The organism is Wenxinia saemankumensis, assembly GCF_900141735.1.
GTDB classification, from domain to species: Bacteria; Pseudomonadota; Alphaproteobacteria; order Rhodobacterales; family Rhodobacteraceae; genus Wenxinia; species Wenxinia saemankumensis.
Window position 1 is genome coordinate 118,272 of sequence record NZ_FQYO01000004.1, and the last position, 17,295, is coordinate 135,566.

Consider the following 17,295-nt stretch of genomic DNA (forward strand, 5'->3'; position numbering starts at 1 on the left):
AGTGACGCAGCGTCGTCCGGCTTCACCGCATCGTTCGGCCCCTGCCCGCGCCATTCTGTCCGGCCTGCATTGACGCCGCGCCCCTGCCGGTCTTTGCTGCCAGCCGGAGGAGCCGAGGGAGGGCGCCCAGTGACGCAGACCGATCGGACGCCCGTGCTGTCGTTGCGGGACGTCCACAAGAGCTTCGGCCCCGTGGAGGTGCTGCACGGCGTCGACCTCGACCTCCATGCGGGCGAGGTGCTGGCGCTGATCGGCGAGAACGGCGCGGGCAAGTCGACGGCGATGAAATGCCTCGCCGGCTACCAGGCGCCCACCTCCGGCGAGGTGCGGGTCGACGGCACGCCGGTGCGGTTCTCGTCGCTCCATGACGGCGAGCTGGCCGGGATCGTGCTGATCCACCAGGAATTCAACCTCGCCGAACAGCTGACGGTCGAGCAGAATGTCTTTCTCGGGCGCGAATTGCGGCGCGGACCGCTGCTCGACCGGGCCGAGATGCGGCGGCGCACGGCCGACTACCTCGCCCGCGTGAAATGCGACGTCGATCCCGGCGCCCGTGTCGCCAGCCTGTCGAACTCGCAGAAGCAGATGGTCGAGATCGCCAAGGCGCTGGGCCGCGATGCGCGCGTCCTCGTCATGGACGAGCCGACGGCGGTGCTGACGCGCCGCGAGGCCGACATCCTGTTCGAGCAGGTGGACGCGCTGCGGGCCGAGGGAACGGCCGTCCTCTTCACCTCGCACAAGCTGGGCGAGGTGAAGCAGATCGCCGACCGGGTCGCGGTCATGCGCGACGGAGAGGTCGTGCGGACCGGCGATGCCGCGCGGATGAGCGAGGACGAGATGGCGACGGCGATGGTCGGCCGCGACGTCTCGGACCTCTACCCCGCCAAGCCGGGCCTCGCGGCGGACGCGCCGATCCTGCTGCGGGTCGAGGGGCTCGACGTACCGGGGCAGGCCCACGGGATCGACCTGCAGCTCCGCGCGGGCGAGATCCTCGGCCTCGCCGGTCTCGTCGGGTCCGGCCGCACCGAGGCGATGGAGGGGCTCTGCGGCCTGCGTCCCGCCCGGGCGCGACGGATCGAGATCGGCGGCGAGGAGGTGCGGATCCGCAAGCCCGCCGACGCGCTGGACAAGGGCCTCGTCTACCTGACCGAGGACCGCAAGCTGAAGGGCCTGCTGCTGGGCAAGGGCATGCGCGAGAACCTGACCCTCGCCTCGCTCGCCCGCTACGGCACCTTCATCGACCGGGACGCCGAGGACGTGGCGCTGACCGAGGCGATCCGCGAGTTCGACATCCGCGCCGGGCGCCGCGACGCCCTCGTCGGCAACCTGTCCGGCGGCAACCAGCAGAAGCTGCTGCTCGCCAAGGTGATGCAGTCGGGCCCGCGCATCCTGATCGTCGACGAGCCGACGCGCGGCATCGACATCGGGACCAAGCAGCAGATCTACGCCTATCTCCGCCGCCTCGCGGCCGAAGGCTACGGCATCGTCCTCGTCTCCTCCGAGATGCAGGAGATCATCGGCCTCTCCGACCGCGTCCTGGTGATGCGGCAGGGCCGGATCGCCGGCGAGGTGACGGGCGAGGCGATCGGAGAGGACGCCATCGTGCGGCATGCCATGGGCGTCGCGGCCCGGGTCGAGGCCGCCTGACGATGGGCCAACGGGAAACCACGGGGAAGTTGCGATGACGAGTACCACCGAGGGCGCCCCCACGCGGGGCTGGAAGCTGCCGCCGATGGGCGTGCTGGGCCCGATCCTTGCGCTGATCGCGCTGATCGTGCTGGGCGCGGCGATGAACCCGAGCTTCCTCGCCTATGCCAACATCACCAACGTGCTGGCGCGGTCCGCCTTCATCGGGATCATCGCGGTCGGCATGACCTTCGTCATCACCGCCGGGGGACTCGACCTGTCGGTCGGGTCGATGGCCGCCTTCATCGCGGGGCTGATGATCCTGGTGATGAACGCCGCGCTCCCGACGCTGGGGGTCGGGGTACCGATCATCCTGCTGGGCATGGCCGTCGCGCTGGTCGCGGGACTGCTCGCCGGGCTGCTGAACGGCTTTCTCATAACGACGCTGGGGATCGAGGCCTTCATCGTCACGCTCGGCACGATGGGCATCTACCGGTCCCTCGTCACCTGGCTGGCCGACGGGGGGACGCTCAGCCTTGATTTCGGGCTGCGCACCTTCTACCGGCCGGTCTATTTCGACGGGATCCTCGGCGTCAGCTGGCCGATCATCGTCTTCGCCCTCGTCGTGATCGCGGGCGAGGTCCTGATGGGCCGGATGCGGTTCGGCCGGCACTGCGCCGCGACCGGCAGCAACGAGCAGGTCGCGCATTATTCCAACGTCGACGTGAACCGCACGCGGCTGGCGACCTACGCCATGCTCGGCGTGCTCGTCGGCGTCGCGACGATCATGTACGTCCCGCGGCTCGGCTCCGCCTCCGCCTCGACGGGCGTCCTGTGGGAGCTGGAGGCGATCGCCGCCGTGATCATCGGCGGCACCGTTCTCAAGGGAGGGTTCGGCCGGGTCTGGGGCACGGTGATCGGCGTGCTGATCCTGAGCCTGATCGACAACATCCTCAATCTGACCGACCTCGTCTCGCCCTATCTCAACGGCGCGATCCAGGGGGTCATCATCATTCTCGCCGTGATCCTGCAGCGGGAATCCAGGGCCAAGGACTGACGACAGGTCCAGGCCCGCAACCACGTCCAAGGGAGGACAACATGAGTTATCTGAGGACTTTCCTCGCCGGCGCCACCGCGCTGACCGTGGCCACGGGCGCCTTCGCCCAGGACACGACCGTGATCGGCGTGTCGATCCCGGCGGCCACGCATGGCTGGGCCGGCGGCATGAACTACCACGCGCAGGAGGCGATCGACCGCCTCGAGGAGGTCTATCCCGAGCTCGACTTCGTGCTCTCCACCGCCTCCGATCCCGGCGCGCAGGTCAACGACATCGAGGACATGGTGGCGACGCGCAACATCTCCGCCCTCGTCGTGCTGCCCTTCGAATCCGAGCCGCTGACCGCCCCCGTCCAGTCGGTCGCCGACAGCGGCGTCTGGGTGACGGTCGTGGACCGCGGCCTCTCCCAGGAGGGGATCGAGGATCTCTACGTGGCGGGCGACAACCCCGGCTTCGGCCGCGTCTCGGGCGAGTACATGGCCGAGATGATGCCGGACGGCGGCAACATCGTCGTGCTGCGCGGCATCCCGACCGCGATCGACAACGAGCGGGTCGAGGGCTTCCAGGAGGCGATCGAGGGCTCGGGCATCGAGATCATCGGCATGGAGCACGGCAACTGGAACCGTGACGACAGCTTCAACGTGATGCAGGACTTCCTGTCCCGCCACGACCAGATCGACGCGGTCTGGGCGTCGGACGACGACATGGCGGTCGGCGTGCTGGCCGCGATCGAGGCGTCGGGCCGCGACGACATCCAGTTCGTGCTCGGCGGCGCCGGCATGAAGGAGATGGTGCAGCGCGTGATGGACGGCGACACGATGATCCCCGCCGACGTGACCTATCCGCCGTCGATGATCGCCACCGCGATCGAGATGACGGCCGTCGGCCTGACCTCCAGCGCGCCGGTCTCGGGCACGTTCACCATCGGCTCGGTGCTCATCACGCCCGAGAATGCCGAGCAGTACTACTTCCCCGACTCGCCGTTCTGATCCGGGCGACGTGGCCGGGCGGGGCCGGCCTTCCGGCCCCGCTCCCCTTCCCCCGCCGGGCCCCCGCCGGGCGAGCGCGCCGCCCTCCCCCTTATCTTGCCGCAAGTACTCCGGGGGGTCCGGGGGGCAGCGCCCCCCGGCCTCCGCCGGCGGCAGCCGCCTGCGCGTCCGCGCGGGGCCCTCCGGCCCGGCCCGGGCGGCAGGGGCGACGCTCAGGCCCCGGCGCAGGCCCCTTCGACGCCATCCCGCAGGAGGGCCGCCAGCGCCCGGCTCAACCCCTCCCGCATCTCCGGCCGGGCCGCGAGCGCCGGGTCGAAGACGCGGGCGCAGCCGAGATAGCGCGAGACCACCTCGCCCGGCGCGGGATCGCCGTCCCAGTAGCCCGCCAGCTCGGCCGCCAGCGGATCCCGCACCTCGATCGGCGCGCCGTCGAGGCCGCGGCCCCGCGTGTAGACCATCCACCCCGCCACGGCGAGGAGGACGCGGGCCGGGTCCCGCCGGGCCTCCAGGTTGTCCGCCAGCGTCCCCAGCAGCCGCTGCGGCAGCTTCTGCGAGCCGTCCATCGCGATCTGCCAGGTCCGGTGCCGGATCGCCGGGTTGCGGTAGCGCGCCAGCAGCGCGTCGGCATAGGCGGCGAGATCGACGCCGGGCGGGGGCGTCAGGACCGGCAGGATGTCCCGCGACCACAGCCGCCGGACATAGCCCTCCAGCTCCGGGCGACCGACCGCCTGCGAGATCGTCTCCGCGCCGGCGAGGTAGCCCAGATAGGCCAGCGCCGAATGGCTGCCGTTCAGGCAGCGCAGCTTCATGTGCTCGTAGGGCGCGACATCCTCGACCAGTTCGACCCCCGCCGCCGCCAGATCGGGGCGGCCATCGGCGAAATCGTCCTCGACCACCCATTGCCGGAACGGCTCGTGCATCACCGGGGCCTCGTCCCGCGCGCCGACCAGCGTCTCGACCCGGCCGAGGTCGTCCCCGGTCGTCGCGGGCACGATCCGGTCGACCATCGTGCAGGGAAAGGCGCCCGCCCCGGCGATCCAGGCGGCGAGCCCCGCGTCGATCCGCTCCGCCAGCTCCAGCACGAGGCCGCGCACCAGTCGCCCGTTCTCGGGGATGTTGTCGCAGCTCAGGACGGTGAAGGGCCGCGCCCCCGCGGCCCGGCGGCGCGCCAGCCCCCGCACCAGGAACCCGATGGCCGAGGCCGGTCGCGCGGGATCGGCCAGATCCGCCCGGATGTCGGGATGGTCCATGTCCAGCCGGCCGGTCGCGGGGACGTGGCAATAGCCCTTCTCGGTCACGGTCAGCGACACGATCCGCGCCCGCTCCATCGCCCCCAGCACCGCGTCCGGATCCTCCGGCGCGACCAGGACATCCGACAGCACCTCGATCCGGCGCGGCACTTCCCCGTCCGGGCCCAGCTCCAGCGCGGTATAGGCATGGCCCTGAGGGGCGAGGCGGTCGCGGGTGCCGGGGCTCTTGAGGCTCACACCCACGATCCCCCATTCCCCGCCCGCGGCGGCCATCGCCTCGGCCACGTAGATCGCCCCGTGCGCGCGGAAGAACGCGCCGAGGCCCAGATGGACGATGCCGGGCGCGGGGGGCGGGGCCATGCGGGACAGGCGCGCGCTCACAGCCGGTAGGCCCTGCGCACGAGGCCGGTCGTCAGCTCGGCCGCCATCTCCCGCGCCTCGTCCATTCCGATCCGCCCGTCCGCGACCAGTCCGGCGAGCCAGGCGCAATCGACGCGCCGCGCCACGTCGTGCCGCGCGGGGATCGAGCAGAAGGCCCGCGTGTCGTCGTTGAAGCCCGCGGTGTTGTAGATGCCCGCCGTCTCGCCCGTGAGGCGGCGAAAGCGCATCATGCCCTCCGGACTGTCGAAGAACCACCAGGGCGGGCCGAGCCGCAGCGCGGGATAGACCCCGGCCAGCGGCGCCAGCTCGCGCGAATAGACGCTCTCGTCGAGGGTGAAGAGGACGATCCGCAGCTCCGGCTCCATCCCCACGGCATCGAGCAGCGGTTTCAGCGCGGCGACGTAATCGGTGCGCTGCGGGATGTCGAAGCCCTTGTCGCGGCCATGCATCGCCATCACCGGGCCCGAGTGGTTGCGGCGCGATCCGGCATGGATCTGCATCGTCATCCCGTCCTCGACGCTCATCCGCGCCATCTCGGTCAGCATCTGGCCGCGGAAGGCGTCGGCCTCCCCGGTGCCGGCCTCGCCCTGCAGGCAGGTCCGGAACAGCCGCGCCGCCGCGTCGGGAGCGAGGTTCTCGGTCCGGGCGGAAGCATGGCCGTGATCGGTCGCGGTCGCGCCGAGCGCCCGGAACGCCGCCCGCCTGCGGCGATGCGCCTCGAGATAGCCTTCCCAGCTCGCCGTGTCGCACCCGGTAAGGCGGCCCAGCGCCGCGACGTTCCCGGCGAAGCCCTCGTACTCGGGGTCGATCACCGCGTCGGGCCGGTAGGTCGGGATCACCCGCCCGCCCCAGCCCGAGGCGCGGATCGCCTCGTGATGGGCGAGATCGCTCAGCGCGTCGTCCGTCGTGGCCAGCACCTCGATCCCGAACCGGTCGAAGAGCGCCCGCGGACGGAACTCCGGCTGCGCCAGTCGGTCCGCCACCTCGTCGAAGATCGCATCGGCCGTGTCCGGCCCCAGCGCCGCGGAGACGCCGAAGACCTCGGCCAGCGCGTGATCGACCCACAGCCGCGTCGGCGTGCCGCGGAACAGGTGGTAATGCCCGGCGAAGAGCCGCCAGATCGCGCGCCCGTCCCGCTCGGTCTCGCCGCCATCGACGCGCGGCACGCCCAGCGCGGTCAGCGGCACGCCCTGGCTGACCAGCATCCGGAAGATGTAGTGGTCCGGCACGACGAAGAGCCGGGCGGGATCGGGAAAGGCGGCATTCCCGGCGAACCACGCGGGGTCGCAATGACCGTGGGGCGAGAGGATCGGCGCCCCCTCGATCGCGGCGAAGAGCGTCCGCGCGATATCGCGGGTCCGGGCCTCGGCCGGGAACAGGCGGTCTGGGTCGAGAACGGGCATCGAGAAGTCTCCGGCTGTCGGGCGGGGCTGGCGCGGGCGACCGGGGACCGGCGGCGCCAGCCCAACTAATATGCTAGTCGGCAAGAGGTCAACGCCGCCGCGAACCGCCCTTTCCCGGGCCTGCCCGGTCGCCTAGGGTCCGCCGCAGACAACGGAGGGACCCCCATGAGCGACCAGACCAAGGGCTTCGACACGCTCGCCGTCCATGCCGGCTACGAGCCGGACCCGGCGACCGGCGCGCGGCAGGTGCCGATCTACCAGAGCACCGCCTACGTCTTCAAAGACGCCGACCACGCGGCCCGCCTCTTCAACCTCGAGGAGGTCGGCTTCATCTATTCGCGCCTGACCAACCCGACCGTGGGCGCGCTGGCGAACCGCGTCGCCGCGCTGGAAGGGGCGGCGGGAGGCATCGCCTGCTCCTCCGGCCACGCGGCGCAGATCATGGCGCTGTTCCCGCTGATGGGGCCGGGCCGCAACATCGTCGCCTCCTCGCGGCTCTACGGCGGGACGATCACGCAGTTCAGCCAGACCATCAGGCGCTTCGGCTGGTCCGCCACCTTCGTCGACACCGACGATCTGGACGCGGTCGAGGCGGCCATCGACGACGATACCCGCGCGATCTTCTGCGAGACGATCGCCAATCCCGGCGGCTACGTCACCGACCTGGACGCGCTGGCGAAGATCGCGGACAGGCACGGCATCCCGCTGATCGTCGACAACACGACGGCAACGCCCTGGCTCTGCCGCCCGATCGAGCATGGCGCGACCCTCGTCGTCCATTCGGCGACGAAATACCTGACCGGCAACGGCACCGTCACCGGCGGCATCGTCGTGGATTCCGGAAAGTTCGACTGGGCGGCGTCGGACAAGTTCCCCTCGCTCTCGCAGCCAGAGCCCGCCTATCACGGGGTGAAGTTCTCGGGCCTCGGGTCCATGGCCTTCACCTTCCACTCCATCGCGGTCGGGCTGCGCGATCTCGGCATGACGATGAACCCGCAGGGCGCGCATTACACGCTGATGGGGATCGAGACGCTTGGCCTGCGGATGGAGCGGCACGTGGCGAATGCCCGCAAGGTCGCCGAATGGCTCGAAGGGCACGACGCGGTGGAGGCGGTCACCTATGCCGGCCTGCCCTCCTCGCCCTCCTACGAGCGGGCGCAGCGGATCGTGCCGAAGGGGGCGGGCGCGCTCTTCACCATCGCGCTGAAGGGCGGCTACGATGCCTGCGTGAAGCTGGTCGGCGCGCTGGAACTGTTCAGCCACGTCGCCAACCTCGGCGATACGCGCAGCCTCGTCATCCACCCCGCCTCGACCACGCACCGCCAGCTCGAGGCCGAGCAGCAGATGAAGGCCGGCGCCGCGCCGAACGTGGTGCGCCTGTCGATCGGGATCGAGGACGTGGCCGACATCATCGCGGATCTGGAGCAGGCGCTCGCCAAGGCGGGCTGACCCGCCCCGCCCCGCCCCGCCCCGAAGGACGACAGAGGGCCGGCGCCGATGCGCCGGCCCTTTTCGATTCCTGCCCATGACATCGTTGACATCGCGCCCCGACTCGCATTAACCCATAATGACACCGATGTCATGGAAGGACATGGCACCGGCGGACGGGAGGACCCATGGCGACGATCTACGATGTGGCGCGCAAGGCCGGCGTCTCGCCCAAGACGGTGAGCCGCGTGCTGAACGCGGATGCGCCGGTCCGGGCCGAGACGCAGGACAGCGTGCGCGCCGCGATCGACGAACTCGGCTACGTCCCCTCCTCGGCCGCCCGGGCCATGCGCTCCAGCCGGTCGGGGCTCGTCGGCCTCATCACCGGCGCCATCACCGAGCAGAACGCCGACGACCGCCCCGGCGGCCTGCCCGAGATCGTGATCCTGCGCGGCATCCAGCGCGGCCTCGCCCGCGCGGGCCTCACCCCCCTCATCACCGATACCGGGGGCCGCGCCGATGCCGCCCCGGACCTGATGCGCACCTTCGCCGAGCACCGGGTGGAGGGGATGTTCTACGTCGCCACCCGCCACATGGAGGTCGATCTGCCGCCCGCGCGCGACCGCAAGGGCGCGGCGCTGCCGCTCGTCCTCGTCAACTGCCACGACAACGGCGCGAACCCCGCGATCCTGCCCGACGAGACCGCGCTGCAAAGGGCGATCACCGCGCGGGTGATCGCCGCGGGCCATGCCCGCGTCGCCTACCTCACGCTCGCGACCGCCCTTGCCGCGACGCCGCCCCGGGTCGCGGGCTTCCGCCAGGCCCGCGCCGAGGCCGGCCTCCCCGACGATCCGGACACGATCGTCGAGGCGGACCTGCCCTACGACGATCCCCCGGCCGAACGCGCCTGCCTCGCCCGGGCACTGGACAGGGTGCTGGCGCTGCCGGACCGGCCGACCGCCCTGATGTGCGGCAACGACCGGATGGCGCTGCGGCTCTACAAGATGCTGCGCGACCGGGGACTGCGCGTGCCGCGCGACATCTCCGTCGCGGGCTTCGACAATTACCGGGTCCTCGCCGAGACGCTGGACCCCGCGCTCACCACGATGGAGCTGCCCTACGCCGCGATGGGCGCGCGGGCGGCGGAGCTGATGGTCGAGACGCTCAGACGCCCGCCCGGCCCGCCGGGCGAGAGGACTTCATCGCCCGGGGACCCGATCCTCGTCGGCGGGAAGGTGTGCTGGCGGGACAGCGTGGCGACACGCACCGCCGGATCATGAACCCAAGGGAGGCAAGACCCATGAAACGACTTCTGATGACCAGCGCCGCGCTCACCGCGTTCGGCGGGGCCGCGATGGCCCAGACCGAGATCTCGATGTGGTATCACGGCGCCGGCAACCAGGTCGAAAGCGACATCCTGAACGGCATCGTGAGCGACTTCAACGAAAGCCAGTCCGACTGGACGGTGACCGTCGAGAGCTTCCCCCAGGCCAGCTACAACGACAGCGTCGTGGCCGCGGCGCTGGCGGGCAACCTGCCCTGCATCATGGACGTGGACGGCCCCGTCATGCCGAACTGGGCATGGTCGGGCTACATGCAGCCGCTCTCCATCGACGAGGGCCTGATCGAGGACTTCCTGCCCGGCACGCTCGGCATGTGGGACGGCGAGCTCTATTCCGTCGGCCTGTGGGACGCGGCGGTCGCGCTCTACGCCCGCGAATCCACGCTCGAGGAGCTGGGCCTGCGTCGTCCGACGCTGGAAGAGCCCTGGACCGGCGAGGAGTTCATGGCCGCGCTCGACGCCGCGCGCGACTCCGGCAACTACGAATATGCGCTCGACCTCGGGATGAACGACCAGGGCGAGTGGTATCCCTACGCGTTCCTGCCCTTCCTGTGGTCCCATGGCGGCAGCCTCGTCGACCGCGAGACCTATGCCTCGGCCGAGGGCGCGCTGAACGGCGAGGCCGGGATCGAGTTCGGCGAATGGTGGCAGATGCTGTTCGAGGAGGGCTACGCCCCCGGCACGTCCGAGGACCCGGCCGACCAGACCCGCGGCTTCATCGAGGGCGACTTCGCCTTCCAGTGGAACGGCAACTGGCGCGCCGTGGCGACGATGGAGGAGGTCGACGACGTGATCTTCCTGCCCGCGCCCGATTTCGGGGCCGGCAACTTCATCGGCGGCGGCTCGTGGCAGTTCGGCGTCTCGGCGTCGTGCCCGAACCCCGAGGGGGCCAACGCCTTCATCGAGTTCGCGCTTCAGGACGAATACCTCGCCGCCTTCTCGGACGGGATCGGCCTGATCCCCGCGACGTCGAGCGCGGCGGCGATGACCGAGAACTACGCCGAGGGCGGCCCGCTCGCGGTGTTCTTCGACCTGTCGAACGACCAGGCGCGGCTGCGCCCCGTCACGCCGGGCTACGTCGTCCAGTCCGAGATCTTCACCAAGGCGATGGCCGACATCGCCAACGGCGCCGACGTGATCGACACGCTCGACGCCGCGGTGGACGAGATCGAGAGCGATATCGAGGCGAACCAGGGCTACGGCCACGAGTGACCCCGGCACCCCGGGGGGGCGGCATCGACGCCCCCCCCGGGTCACGGCACCCGGGGGGACGGCAACATCCACGCCCCCCTCCCGACGCCCAAGGGGGGCCCGCAGACGCCCGGGCCCCCTTCCCCTCCTTCCCGAAAGGCCGCCGGCAATGGCCAGCAAGCTGACGCAATCCAACCGGGCCGGATGGGCCTTCGCGCTGCCCGGCTTCGGGTTGATCGCGGCCTTCATCATCCTGCCCTTCTTCTTCGCCTTCGGGCTGTCGCTGACCGATCAGCGGCTGGTCTCGCCCAATGCGACGCAGTTCGTGGGGCTCGAGAACTACCGCGACATGCTGGGCCTCGGCCTCGTCACGCTGGAGCCCGAGAGGGACGAGGCGGGCGAGATCGTGCGCGACGAGGACGGCCTGCCGCAATATCCGCGGGTCCGCACAATCACCCGCTCGGACGAATATCCGCAATACAGCGGGATGGGCGAATGGTTCAGCTGGTCGAGCGGCGACACCGTGAAGGTCGTGCTCGCCTCGGACGTCGTCTTCTGGCGGGCGCTGGCGAACACGCTGCTCTTCGTGCTGATCGTCGCGCCGGTCCAGGCGGCCTGCGCGCTCGGCCTCGCGCTGCTCATCAACCAGCGCCTGCGCGGCATCAACGTCTTCCGCGCGCTCTATTTCATGCCCGTCGTCGTCTCGATCGTCGTCGTCTCGCTGCTCTGGCGGTTCATCTATGACGGGCGGGACGGGCTGCTGAACTCGATGCTGGGCTTCCTCAGCTTCGGCGCGTTCGAGGGGCACGACTGGCTCGGCGATCCAGCCACCGCCCTGCCCGCCATCATGGCCATGTCGATCTGGCAGGCGGTGGGCTTCCACATGGTGATCTGGCTCGCCGGACTGCAGACCATCTCGCCCACGCTCTACGAGGCGGCGGACATCGAGGGCGCGTCGAAATGGCAGCGCTTCCGCTATGTCACCTGGCCGGGGCTGCGGAACACCGCCGTCCTCATCCTCATCGTCATCACGATGCAGGCCTTCGCTCTCTTCGCGCAGATCGACGTGATGACCAATGGCGGGCCGCTCGATTCGACCCAGACCCTCGTCTTCCAGGCCGTCGAGCGCGGCTACGGACGGCAGGACATCTCGGGCGGGTCCACGATCTCCGTCGTCCTCTTCCTGCTGGTGCTGACGATCTCGCTGATCCAGCGCTGGCTCACGCGGGAGCGCAAATGATGGCTGTCCTGGCTCCCGAGAACCACGGCCTGCGCCTTGCCGTGCGCTACCTGGTGCTGATCCTCGTCGCGGCGATCTTCGTCCTGCCGCTGCTCTTCATGGTGATGTCGAGCTTCAAGCCCGACGCGCAGCTGCTGAACGACACGTCCAGCCTGCGCGCCTTCCTCCCCGTCGGCGACCTCACGCTCGAGAACTACCGCGAGGCGTTCGACCGCGCACCGGTCCGGCTCTTCGTCCTGAACTCGGTGCTGGTGACCGGCGTGACGGTGCTGCTGGCGCTGATCGTCTGCTCTCTCGCCGCCTTCGCCTTCGTCTACATGAACTGGCGCGGGCGCGACGTGGTGCTGTCGATCATCCTCGCCACGCTGATCGTCCCGTTCGAGACCATCGCCATTCCGCTCCTGCTCATCGTCAGCAAGCTGCCCTGGATCGGCCTCGACGGGATCGAGACGACCTGGCTCAACACCTACCGGGTGCAGATCATCCCCTGGATCGCGGACGGGCTGACGGTCTTTCTCTTCGTGCAGTACTTCAAGGACCTGCCGGGCGAGCTGATCGAGGCGGCCCGCGTCGAGGGGGCGAGCTGGGTGCAGATCTACTGGCGGGTCGTCATGCCGCTGGCCGGCCCGGTCATCGCCACCGCCGCGATCCTGAAGTTCCTGCTGATGTACAACCAGTATCTCTGGCCGCTCATCGTCGTGCAGCAGGAACAGTACCGCCCCGTCATGGTCGGCCTGCAGTACTTCTTCCAGCTCGACACCGCCTGGGGCGAGATCATGGCCTACCTGACCATGATCACGGTCCCGGTTCTCGCCTTCTACCTCGTTCTCCAACGGGCGTTCATCGCCTCGATCGCGTCGCAGGGCGTGAAAGGATAAGACATGACCATTTCCCTCCCCGACGACTGGATCTGGGACAGCTGGTACGCCAAGGACGGCGACCTCTGGCACGGATACTTCCTCAAGGCCCCGAAATCGCTGGGCGATCCCGACCTGCGGCATTTCAACGTCACGCAGGGCCACGCCACCTCGACCGACCTGCGGACCTGGGACCACAAGGGCACCTGCTTTGCCCCGGCGCAGGGCCCCGCCTGGGACGATTACACCACCTGGACCGGGTCCGTGGTGCAGGGGCCGGACGGCACCTGGCACCTGTTCTACACCGGCACCTCGCGGTCCGAGGACGGGATGTATCAGCGCATCGGCCACGCCACCTCGACCGACCTGCACAGCTGGGAGCGCGTGGGCGACGGCCTCTGCCTCGACCTCGCGGGGCCGAATGCCGACGCCTACGAGACCGACCACATGGTCGGCTTCTGGCACGACCGCGCGATGCGCGACCCCTGGGTCATCAAGGACCCCGAGGGCGACGGCTGGCTGATGTTCTTCACCGCCCGCCGCCCCGGCATCGCGGAGCCCAACGACGGCGGCGCCATCGGCTTCGCCACCTCGCCCGACCTGATGGAATGGACCTTGCAGCCCCCGGTGCATGGCGGCGGCTACGGCCAGCTCGAGGTGCCGCAGGTCTTTCAGGCGCAGGGGCAGTGGTTCTGCCTCTTCTGCACCGCGGCCGAGCATTTCTCCAAGGCGCAGGCCGAGGGAACTGAGGGCGGCCCCGTCACCGGCAGCCACTACCTGATCGGCGACGGGCCGCGCGGGCCCTGGCGGATCGCGCCCGGTTTCCTCGACGGGGCCCTGCCCTGCCGCCGCTACGCCGCGCGGATCGTGGACGGGCCGGAGGGGCTGGCGATCCTCGGCTTCGCCGACCGACCCGAAGGCGGCAACTTCGTGGGCGAGGTGATGGATCCCGAACCCGTCACGGTCACGGAAGACGGGCTGCTGAAGATCGGAGGGAAGTGACATGGCCGAGGTCCGGCTCAGGAACGTCCGCAAGTCCTTCGGCAAGGCCGAGGTGATCAAGGGCGTCGACATCGACATCGAGGACGGCGAATTCGTCGTCTTCGTCGGCCCCTCCGGCTGCGGCAAGTCCACGCTGCTGCGCATGATCGCGGGGCTGGAGGACATCACCTCCGGCACGCTGGAGATCGGCGGCCGGGTGGTGAACGACATCCAGCCGAAGGAGCGCGGGATCGCCATGGTCTTCCAGACCTACGCGATCTTTCCCCACATGACGGTGCGCGAGAACATGGCCTTCGGCCTGACCATCTCGGGCGCCGGCAAGGAGGAGAAGAAGACCAAGGTGCAGGAGGCCGCCCGCATCCTGCAGATGGAGCATCTGCTCGACCGCCGCCCCAGCCAGCTCTCGGGCGGGCAGCGCCAGCGCGTCGCCATCGGCCGCGCCATCGTGCGCGACCCGCAGGTCTTCCTGTTCGACGAGCCGCTCTCGAACCTCGACGCCGCCCTGCGCATGTCGATGCGGATGGAGATCGGCAAGCTGCACCAGACGCTCGGCACCTCGATGATCTACGTCACGCACGACCAGGTCGAGGCGATGACTCTGGCCGACAAGATCGTCGTGCTGCGCGGCGGCGAGGTGATGCAGGTCGGCTCCCCGATGGAGCTCTACCACGAGCCGGCGAACCTCTTCGTCGCGGGCTTCCTCGGCGCGCCCTCGATGAACTTCGTCGAGGTGAAGGTCGAGGGCGTGCAGGGCCACGAGGCCCGCGTCTCGGCCCCCGCGCTCGAGCCGATCACCGTGGCGACGAAGGGCCGGCCCATCGTGGCCGGCGACACCGCCATCCTCGGCATCCGCCCGCAATACCTGCGCCCCGTCGCGGATGCGGAAGGGATGCTGCACGGCACGGTCGAGCTGACCGAGCGGCTGGGATCCGAGACGGTGGTGGACGTCGCCCTGCGCGACGGCAGCAAGCTGATCGCCGCCCTGCCCGAGGATACGGTGCTGGAGCGCGGCCGGAATGTCGGCTTCGACTTCGACCCCGCCCAGGCGCATCTCTTCCCCCGCGAGGAGGCGATGGCCGACGCGCCGCACTAGGCGCGGCACTAGACGGGGCGGGGCATGTCGGGCCGCGCCTGCCCCGCCCCGACATGCCGCAGGGCGGGAGGGGGGCCTTGTGACCTTCCCCCCGTCACCCTCGGGCTGGACGACACGCGCGCGTGCAGGGGGCGCAGGTCCGGGGCGGGCGCGACGGCCAAGCAGACCGCCCCCCTCAGCGGATCGACGGATGTCCCGTCGCGTCGGCCACGGGCCTTCCGGCCCGGACCGTTTGGAGGTCTTGCTCCCGGGCCGGGACGGGTTCGGCCGACGCCCGGACCCGGCTGCGCCCGGGATGGCACGCCATCGTGATTACCCCAGCCGCTGCGCCGCCAGAAGCGCGGCCAGCGCCGGCAGCGCCAGCGACGACGTGAGACGCCCGGCCTCCTCTGGCCGGTACGTGCCCCGCGTATCCAGCAGGTTCACCGCCCCGATGAGCGCGCCGCCCGAATGGACCGGCACGTTCACGACCGACCCGCATCCCAGCGCCTCGATCGTGTCCGCGTCGGGGAACTGGTCGGGATGGTCGCGCACGTCGGCGGCGACGAAGGTCTCTCCCCGCTGCATCGTCTCGAACCAGGCATTGAGGCGGATCGGCTTGGTCCCGCTCGCCGGGTAGTCCTGCGGATGCGAGGTGAAGGCGCGGCGCACCAGTCCCGCCTCCATGTCCGCGATCATCACGGTGAAGAGCCGCAGCCCCACCTCCGCCCGCGCAAGCTCCATCAGCGCCGCGTAGCAATCGTCGGGCGCGGTCGCGCGTCCCAGCGCGGCGGCGAGGTCGGCCTGGCTCATTTCTCGGTCTCCATCGGGGCGGTGTCCACGGATTCGGGCTCCAGCAGGTCGGGGCCCATCAGGTCCGCGCCGGTCGCGCCGTGCAGGTGGCGCGCATACTCGGTGGCGAAATCGCCGGTCCGCAGCGCCGCGGTCGGCGCCTCCTCGACGATGCGGCCGCCCTGCATCACGGCCATCCGCTCGCAGAGGAACCCCACCACCGGCAGGTTGTGCGTCACCATCAGGTAGGTCAGCCCCCGCTCGGCCCGCAGGCGCTTCAGCAGGTTCAGGATCTCGGCCTGGACGCTGACATCGAGCGCGCTGGTCGGCTCGTCCAGCAGCATCACCCGCGGCTCGAGCATCAGGGCCCGCGCGATGGCGACCCGCTGGCGCTGCCCCCCCGAGAGCTGGTGCGGGTAGCGGAAGCGGAACCGCCGGTCGAGGCCCACATCCCGCAGCGCCCGCTCGACCCGCGCATCGCGGTCCTTCAGCCCGTGGATCGCCAGCGGTTCGGACAGGGCCGCGTCTACCGTCCGGCGGGGATGGAGCGAGGCATAGGGGTCCTGGAACACCATCTGCATCAGCCGCGCGCTCTCCAGCGTCGGGCGCGGCGGCACAGGGGCGCCGTCCACCAGGATCGTGCCCTCGCGTTCGGGCGCGAGTCCGGCGATCGCCTTCAGCACGGTGGACTTGCCCGACCCGCTCTCCCCCACCAGCGCGAAGGACCCGCCCTCCGGCACGGCGAAACTCGCGCCTTCCACCACGCGGTGCCCGTCATAGGCGATGGCGACGTTGCGCAGCTCGATCATGTCCCGGCCCTCGCGGCGCGGTCCAGCACCGGCAGCCAGTCCCGCGTCTCGTCCATGCGCGGCACCGCCTCGATCAGGCCGCGCGTATAGGGGTGCGATGCATGGCGCAGGTCGGCAGCGGCGCAGCTCTCGACCACCTCGCCGCCCGCCATGACCATGATCCGGTCGCAGAACCGGCTGACGAGGGCAAGATCGTGCGAGATCAGGATCAGCCCCATCCCCTCGTCCCGGACCAGCTCGTCGATCAGCTCCAGCACCTCGGCCTGCACGCTCACGTCGAGCGCACTGGTCGGCTCGTCCGCGATCAGCAGCGCGGGGCGGGGGATCAGCATCATCGCGATCATCACCCGCTGGCCCATCCCGCCCGAGACCTCGTGCGGATACATCCGCGCCACCCGGTCCGGATCGGCGATCCGCACCCGCTCCAGCATCTGCCGCACGCGGGTGCGCCGCTCCCCGCGCGAGGGGCGCTCATGCGCGTCCAGCGCCTCGGCGATCTGGCGGCCGATGGTCATCACGGGGTTCAGCGAGAACTTGGGATCCTGCAGGATCATCGAGATCCGCGCCCCCCGCAGCGCCCGCATCCGCCGCTCGGGCAGCGCCATCAGGTCCTGCCCGTCGAAGGTCATCTCGGCCGCCGTGACCCGGCCCGGCGGCCGGATCAGGCGCAGGATCGCGCGGCCCGTCATCGACTTGCCCGACCCGCTCTCGCCCACGATGCCCAGCCGCTCGCGCCCGAGCGACAGGTCGAGGCCCTTCACCACCTCCACCCGGCCCTGATGGGTCGGAAAGCTCACCCGCAGGTCGCGGATCGTCAGCAGCTCGCTCATACCGTCCCCCGCGCCTTCATGTCCGC

Annotated in this window: 15 protein-coding genes; 10 read left to right on the forward strand and 5 right to left on the reverse strand. The window is 70.5% G+C overall.

The features are described from left to right. Nucleotides 1–129: 129 nt before the first annotated feature. Genes BUE30_RS11670 through BUE30_RS11680 form a run of 3 tightly spaced genes read left to right on the forward strand, consistent with a single transcriptional unit; the run spans nucleotide 130 to nucleotide 3,672 of the window. Nucleotides 130–1,647, forward strand: a complete 1,518-nt coding sequence (locus tag BUE30_RS11670; protein ID WP_073330647.1) for a sugar ABC transporter ATP-binding protein — start codon at nucleotides 130–132, stop codon at nucleotides 1,645–1,647. A 34-nt stretch (nucleotides 1,648–1,681) separates the two neighbouring features. Further along, nucleotides 1,682–2,683: an ABC transporter permease gene (locus tag BUE30_RS11675; protein ID WP_073330650.1), complete on the forward strand. Its 1,002-nt coding sequence runs from the start codon at nucleotides 1,682–1,684 to the stop codon at nucleotides 2,681–2,683. 41 nt (nucleotides 2,684–2,724) lie between these two features. Next, nucleotides 2,725–3,672 carry an ABC transporter substrate-binding protein gene (locus tag BUE30_RS11680; protein WP_073330653.1) on the forward strand — a complete coding sequence of 316 codons (948 nt, stop codon included), beginning with the start codon at nucleotides 2,725–2,727 and terminating at the stop codon, nucleotides 3,670–3,672. Nucleotides 3,673–3,884: 212 nt separating this feature from the next. Here BUE30_RS11680 and BUE30_RS11685 read toward each other — a convergent pair whose 3' ends face one another. Further along, nucleotides 3,885–5,282 carry a mannitol dehydrogenase family protein gene (locus tag BUE30_RS11685; RefSeq protein WP_073330656.1) on the reverse strand — a complete coding sequence of 466 codons (1,398 nt, stop codon included), beginning with the start codon at nucleotides 5,280–5,282 and terminating at the stop codon, nucleotides 3,885–3,887. 17 nt (nucleotides 5,283–5,299) lie between these two features. Further along, on the reverse strand, nucleotides 5,300–6,706 hold the full coding sequence (gene uxaC / locus BUE30_RS11690; RefSeq protein ID WP_073330659.1) for a glucuronate isomerase: 1,407 nt from the start codon (nucleotides 6,704–6,706) through the stop codon (nucleotides 5,300–5,302). Nucleotides 6,707–6,871: 165 nt separating this feature from the next. Here uxaC and BUE30_RS11695 point away from each other — a divergent pair, with 165 nt between their 5' ends. The 7 genes from BUE30_RS11695 to BUE30_RS11725 all read left to right on the forward strand — a co-directional run bounded on the left by BUE30_RS11695 (nucleotide 6,872) and on the right by BUE30_RS11725 (nucleotide 14,859). Beyond that, nucleotides 6,872–8,155, forward strand: a complete 1,284-nt coding sequence (locus BUE30_RS11695; protein ID WP_073330662.1) for an O-acetylhomoserine aminocarboxypropyltransferase/cysteine synthase family protein — start codon at nucleotides 6,872–6,874, stop codon at nucleotides 8,153–8,155. A 167-nt stretch (nucleotides 8,156–8,322) separates the two neighbouring features. Further along, nucleotides 8,323–9,414: a LacI family DNA-binding transcriptional regulator gene (locus tag BUE30_RS11700; protein ID WP_073330665.1), complete on the forward strand. Its 1,092-nt coding sequence runs from the start codon at nucleotides 8,323–8,325 to the stop codon at nucleotides 9,412–9,414. 20 nt (nucleotides 9,415–9,434) lie between these two features. Next, nucleotides 9,435–10,688 (forward strand): ABC transporter substrate-binding protein, encoded by a 1,254-nt coding sequence (locus BUE30_RS11705; protein ID WP_139300552.1) that lies wholly within the window; start codon nucleotides 9,435–9,437, stop codon nucleotides 10,686–10,688. A 148-nt stretch (nucleotides 10,689–10,836) separates the two neighbouring features. Next, a complete protein-coding gene (locus tag BUE30_RS11710) occupies nucleotides 10,837–11,907 on the forward strand; it encodes a carbohydrate ABC transporter permease (protein WP_073330671.1) in 1,071 nt (356 codons plus the stop codon). Then, nucleotides 11,907–12,785 carry a carbohydrate ABC transporter permease gene (locus BUE30_RS11715; protein WP_073330674.1) on the forward strand — a complete coding sequence of 293 codons (879 nt, stop codon included), beginning with the start codon at nucleotides 11,907–11,909 and terminating at the stop codon, nucleotides 12,783–12,785. Before BUE30_RS11710 ends, BUE30_RS11715 begins: the two co-directional genes overlap by 1 nt. Nucleotides 12,786–12,788: 3 nt before the next feature. After that, on the forward strand, nucleotides 12,789–13,766 hold the full coding sequence (locus BUE30_RS11720) for a glycoside hydrolase family protein (RefSeq protein WP_073330677.1): 978 nt from the start codon (nucleotides 12,789–12,791) through the stop codon (nucleotides 13,764–13,766). 1 nt (nucleotide 13,767) lies between these two features. Beyond that, the gene (locus BUE30_RS11725; protein WP_073330680.1) at nucleotides 13,768–14,859 is read left to right on the forward strand and encodes an ABC transporter ATP-binding protein; all 1,092 of its coding nucleotides are present in this window, start codon (nucleotides 13,768–13,770) and stop codon (nucleotides 14,857–14,859) included. Between the two features lie 312 nt (nucleotides 14,860–15,171). Here BUE30_RS11725 and BUE30_RS11730 read toward each other — a convergent pair whose 3' ends face one another. The 3 genes from BUE30_RS11730 to BUE30_RS11740 are packed head-to-tail and all read right to left on the reverse strand — an operon-like array spanning nucleotide 15,172 to nucleotide 17,269. Then, nucleotides 15,172–15,651 (reverse strand): GAF domain-containing protein, encoded by a 480-nt coding sequence (locus tag BUE30_RS11730; RefSeq protein ID WP_073330682.1) that lies wholly within the window; start codon nucleotides 15,649–15,651, stop codon nucleotides 15,172–15,174. Then, a complete protein-coding gene (locus tag BUE30_RS11735; protein WP_073330685.1) occupies nucleotides 15,648–16,439 on the reverse strand; it encodes an ABC transporter ATP-binding protein in 792 nt (263 codons plus the stop codon). The genes BUE30_RS11730 and BUE30_RS11735 overlap by 4 nt, the downstream gene beginning before the upstream one ends. Further along, nucleotides 16,436–17,269 carry an ABC transporter ATP-binding protein gene (locus BUE30_RS11740; RefSeq protein WP_073330687.1) on the reverse strand — a complete coding sequence of 278 codons (834 nt, stop codon included), beginning with the start codon at nucleotides 17,267–17,269 and terminating at the stop codon, nucleotides 16,436–16,438. Before BUE30_RS11740 ends, BUE30_RS11735 begins: the two co-directional genes overlap by 4 nt. Nucleotides 17,270–17,295 lie beyond the last annotated feature (26 nt).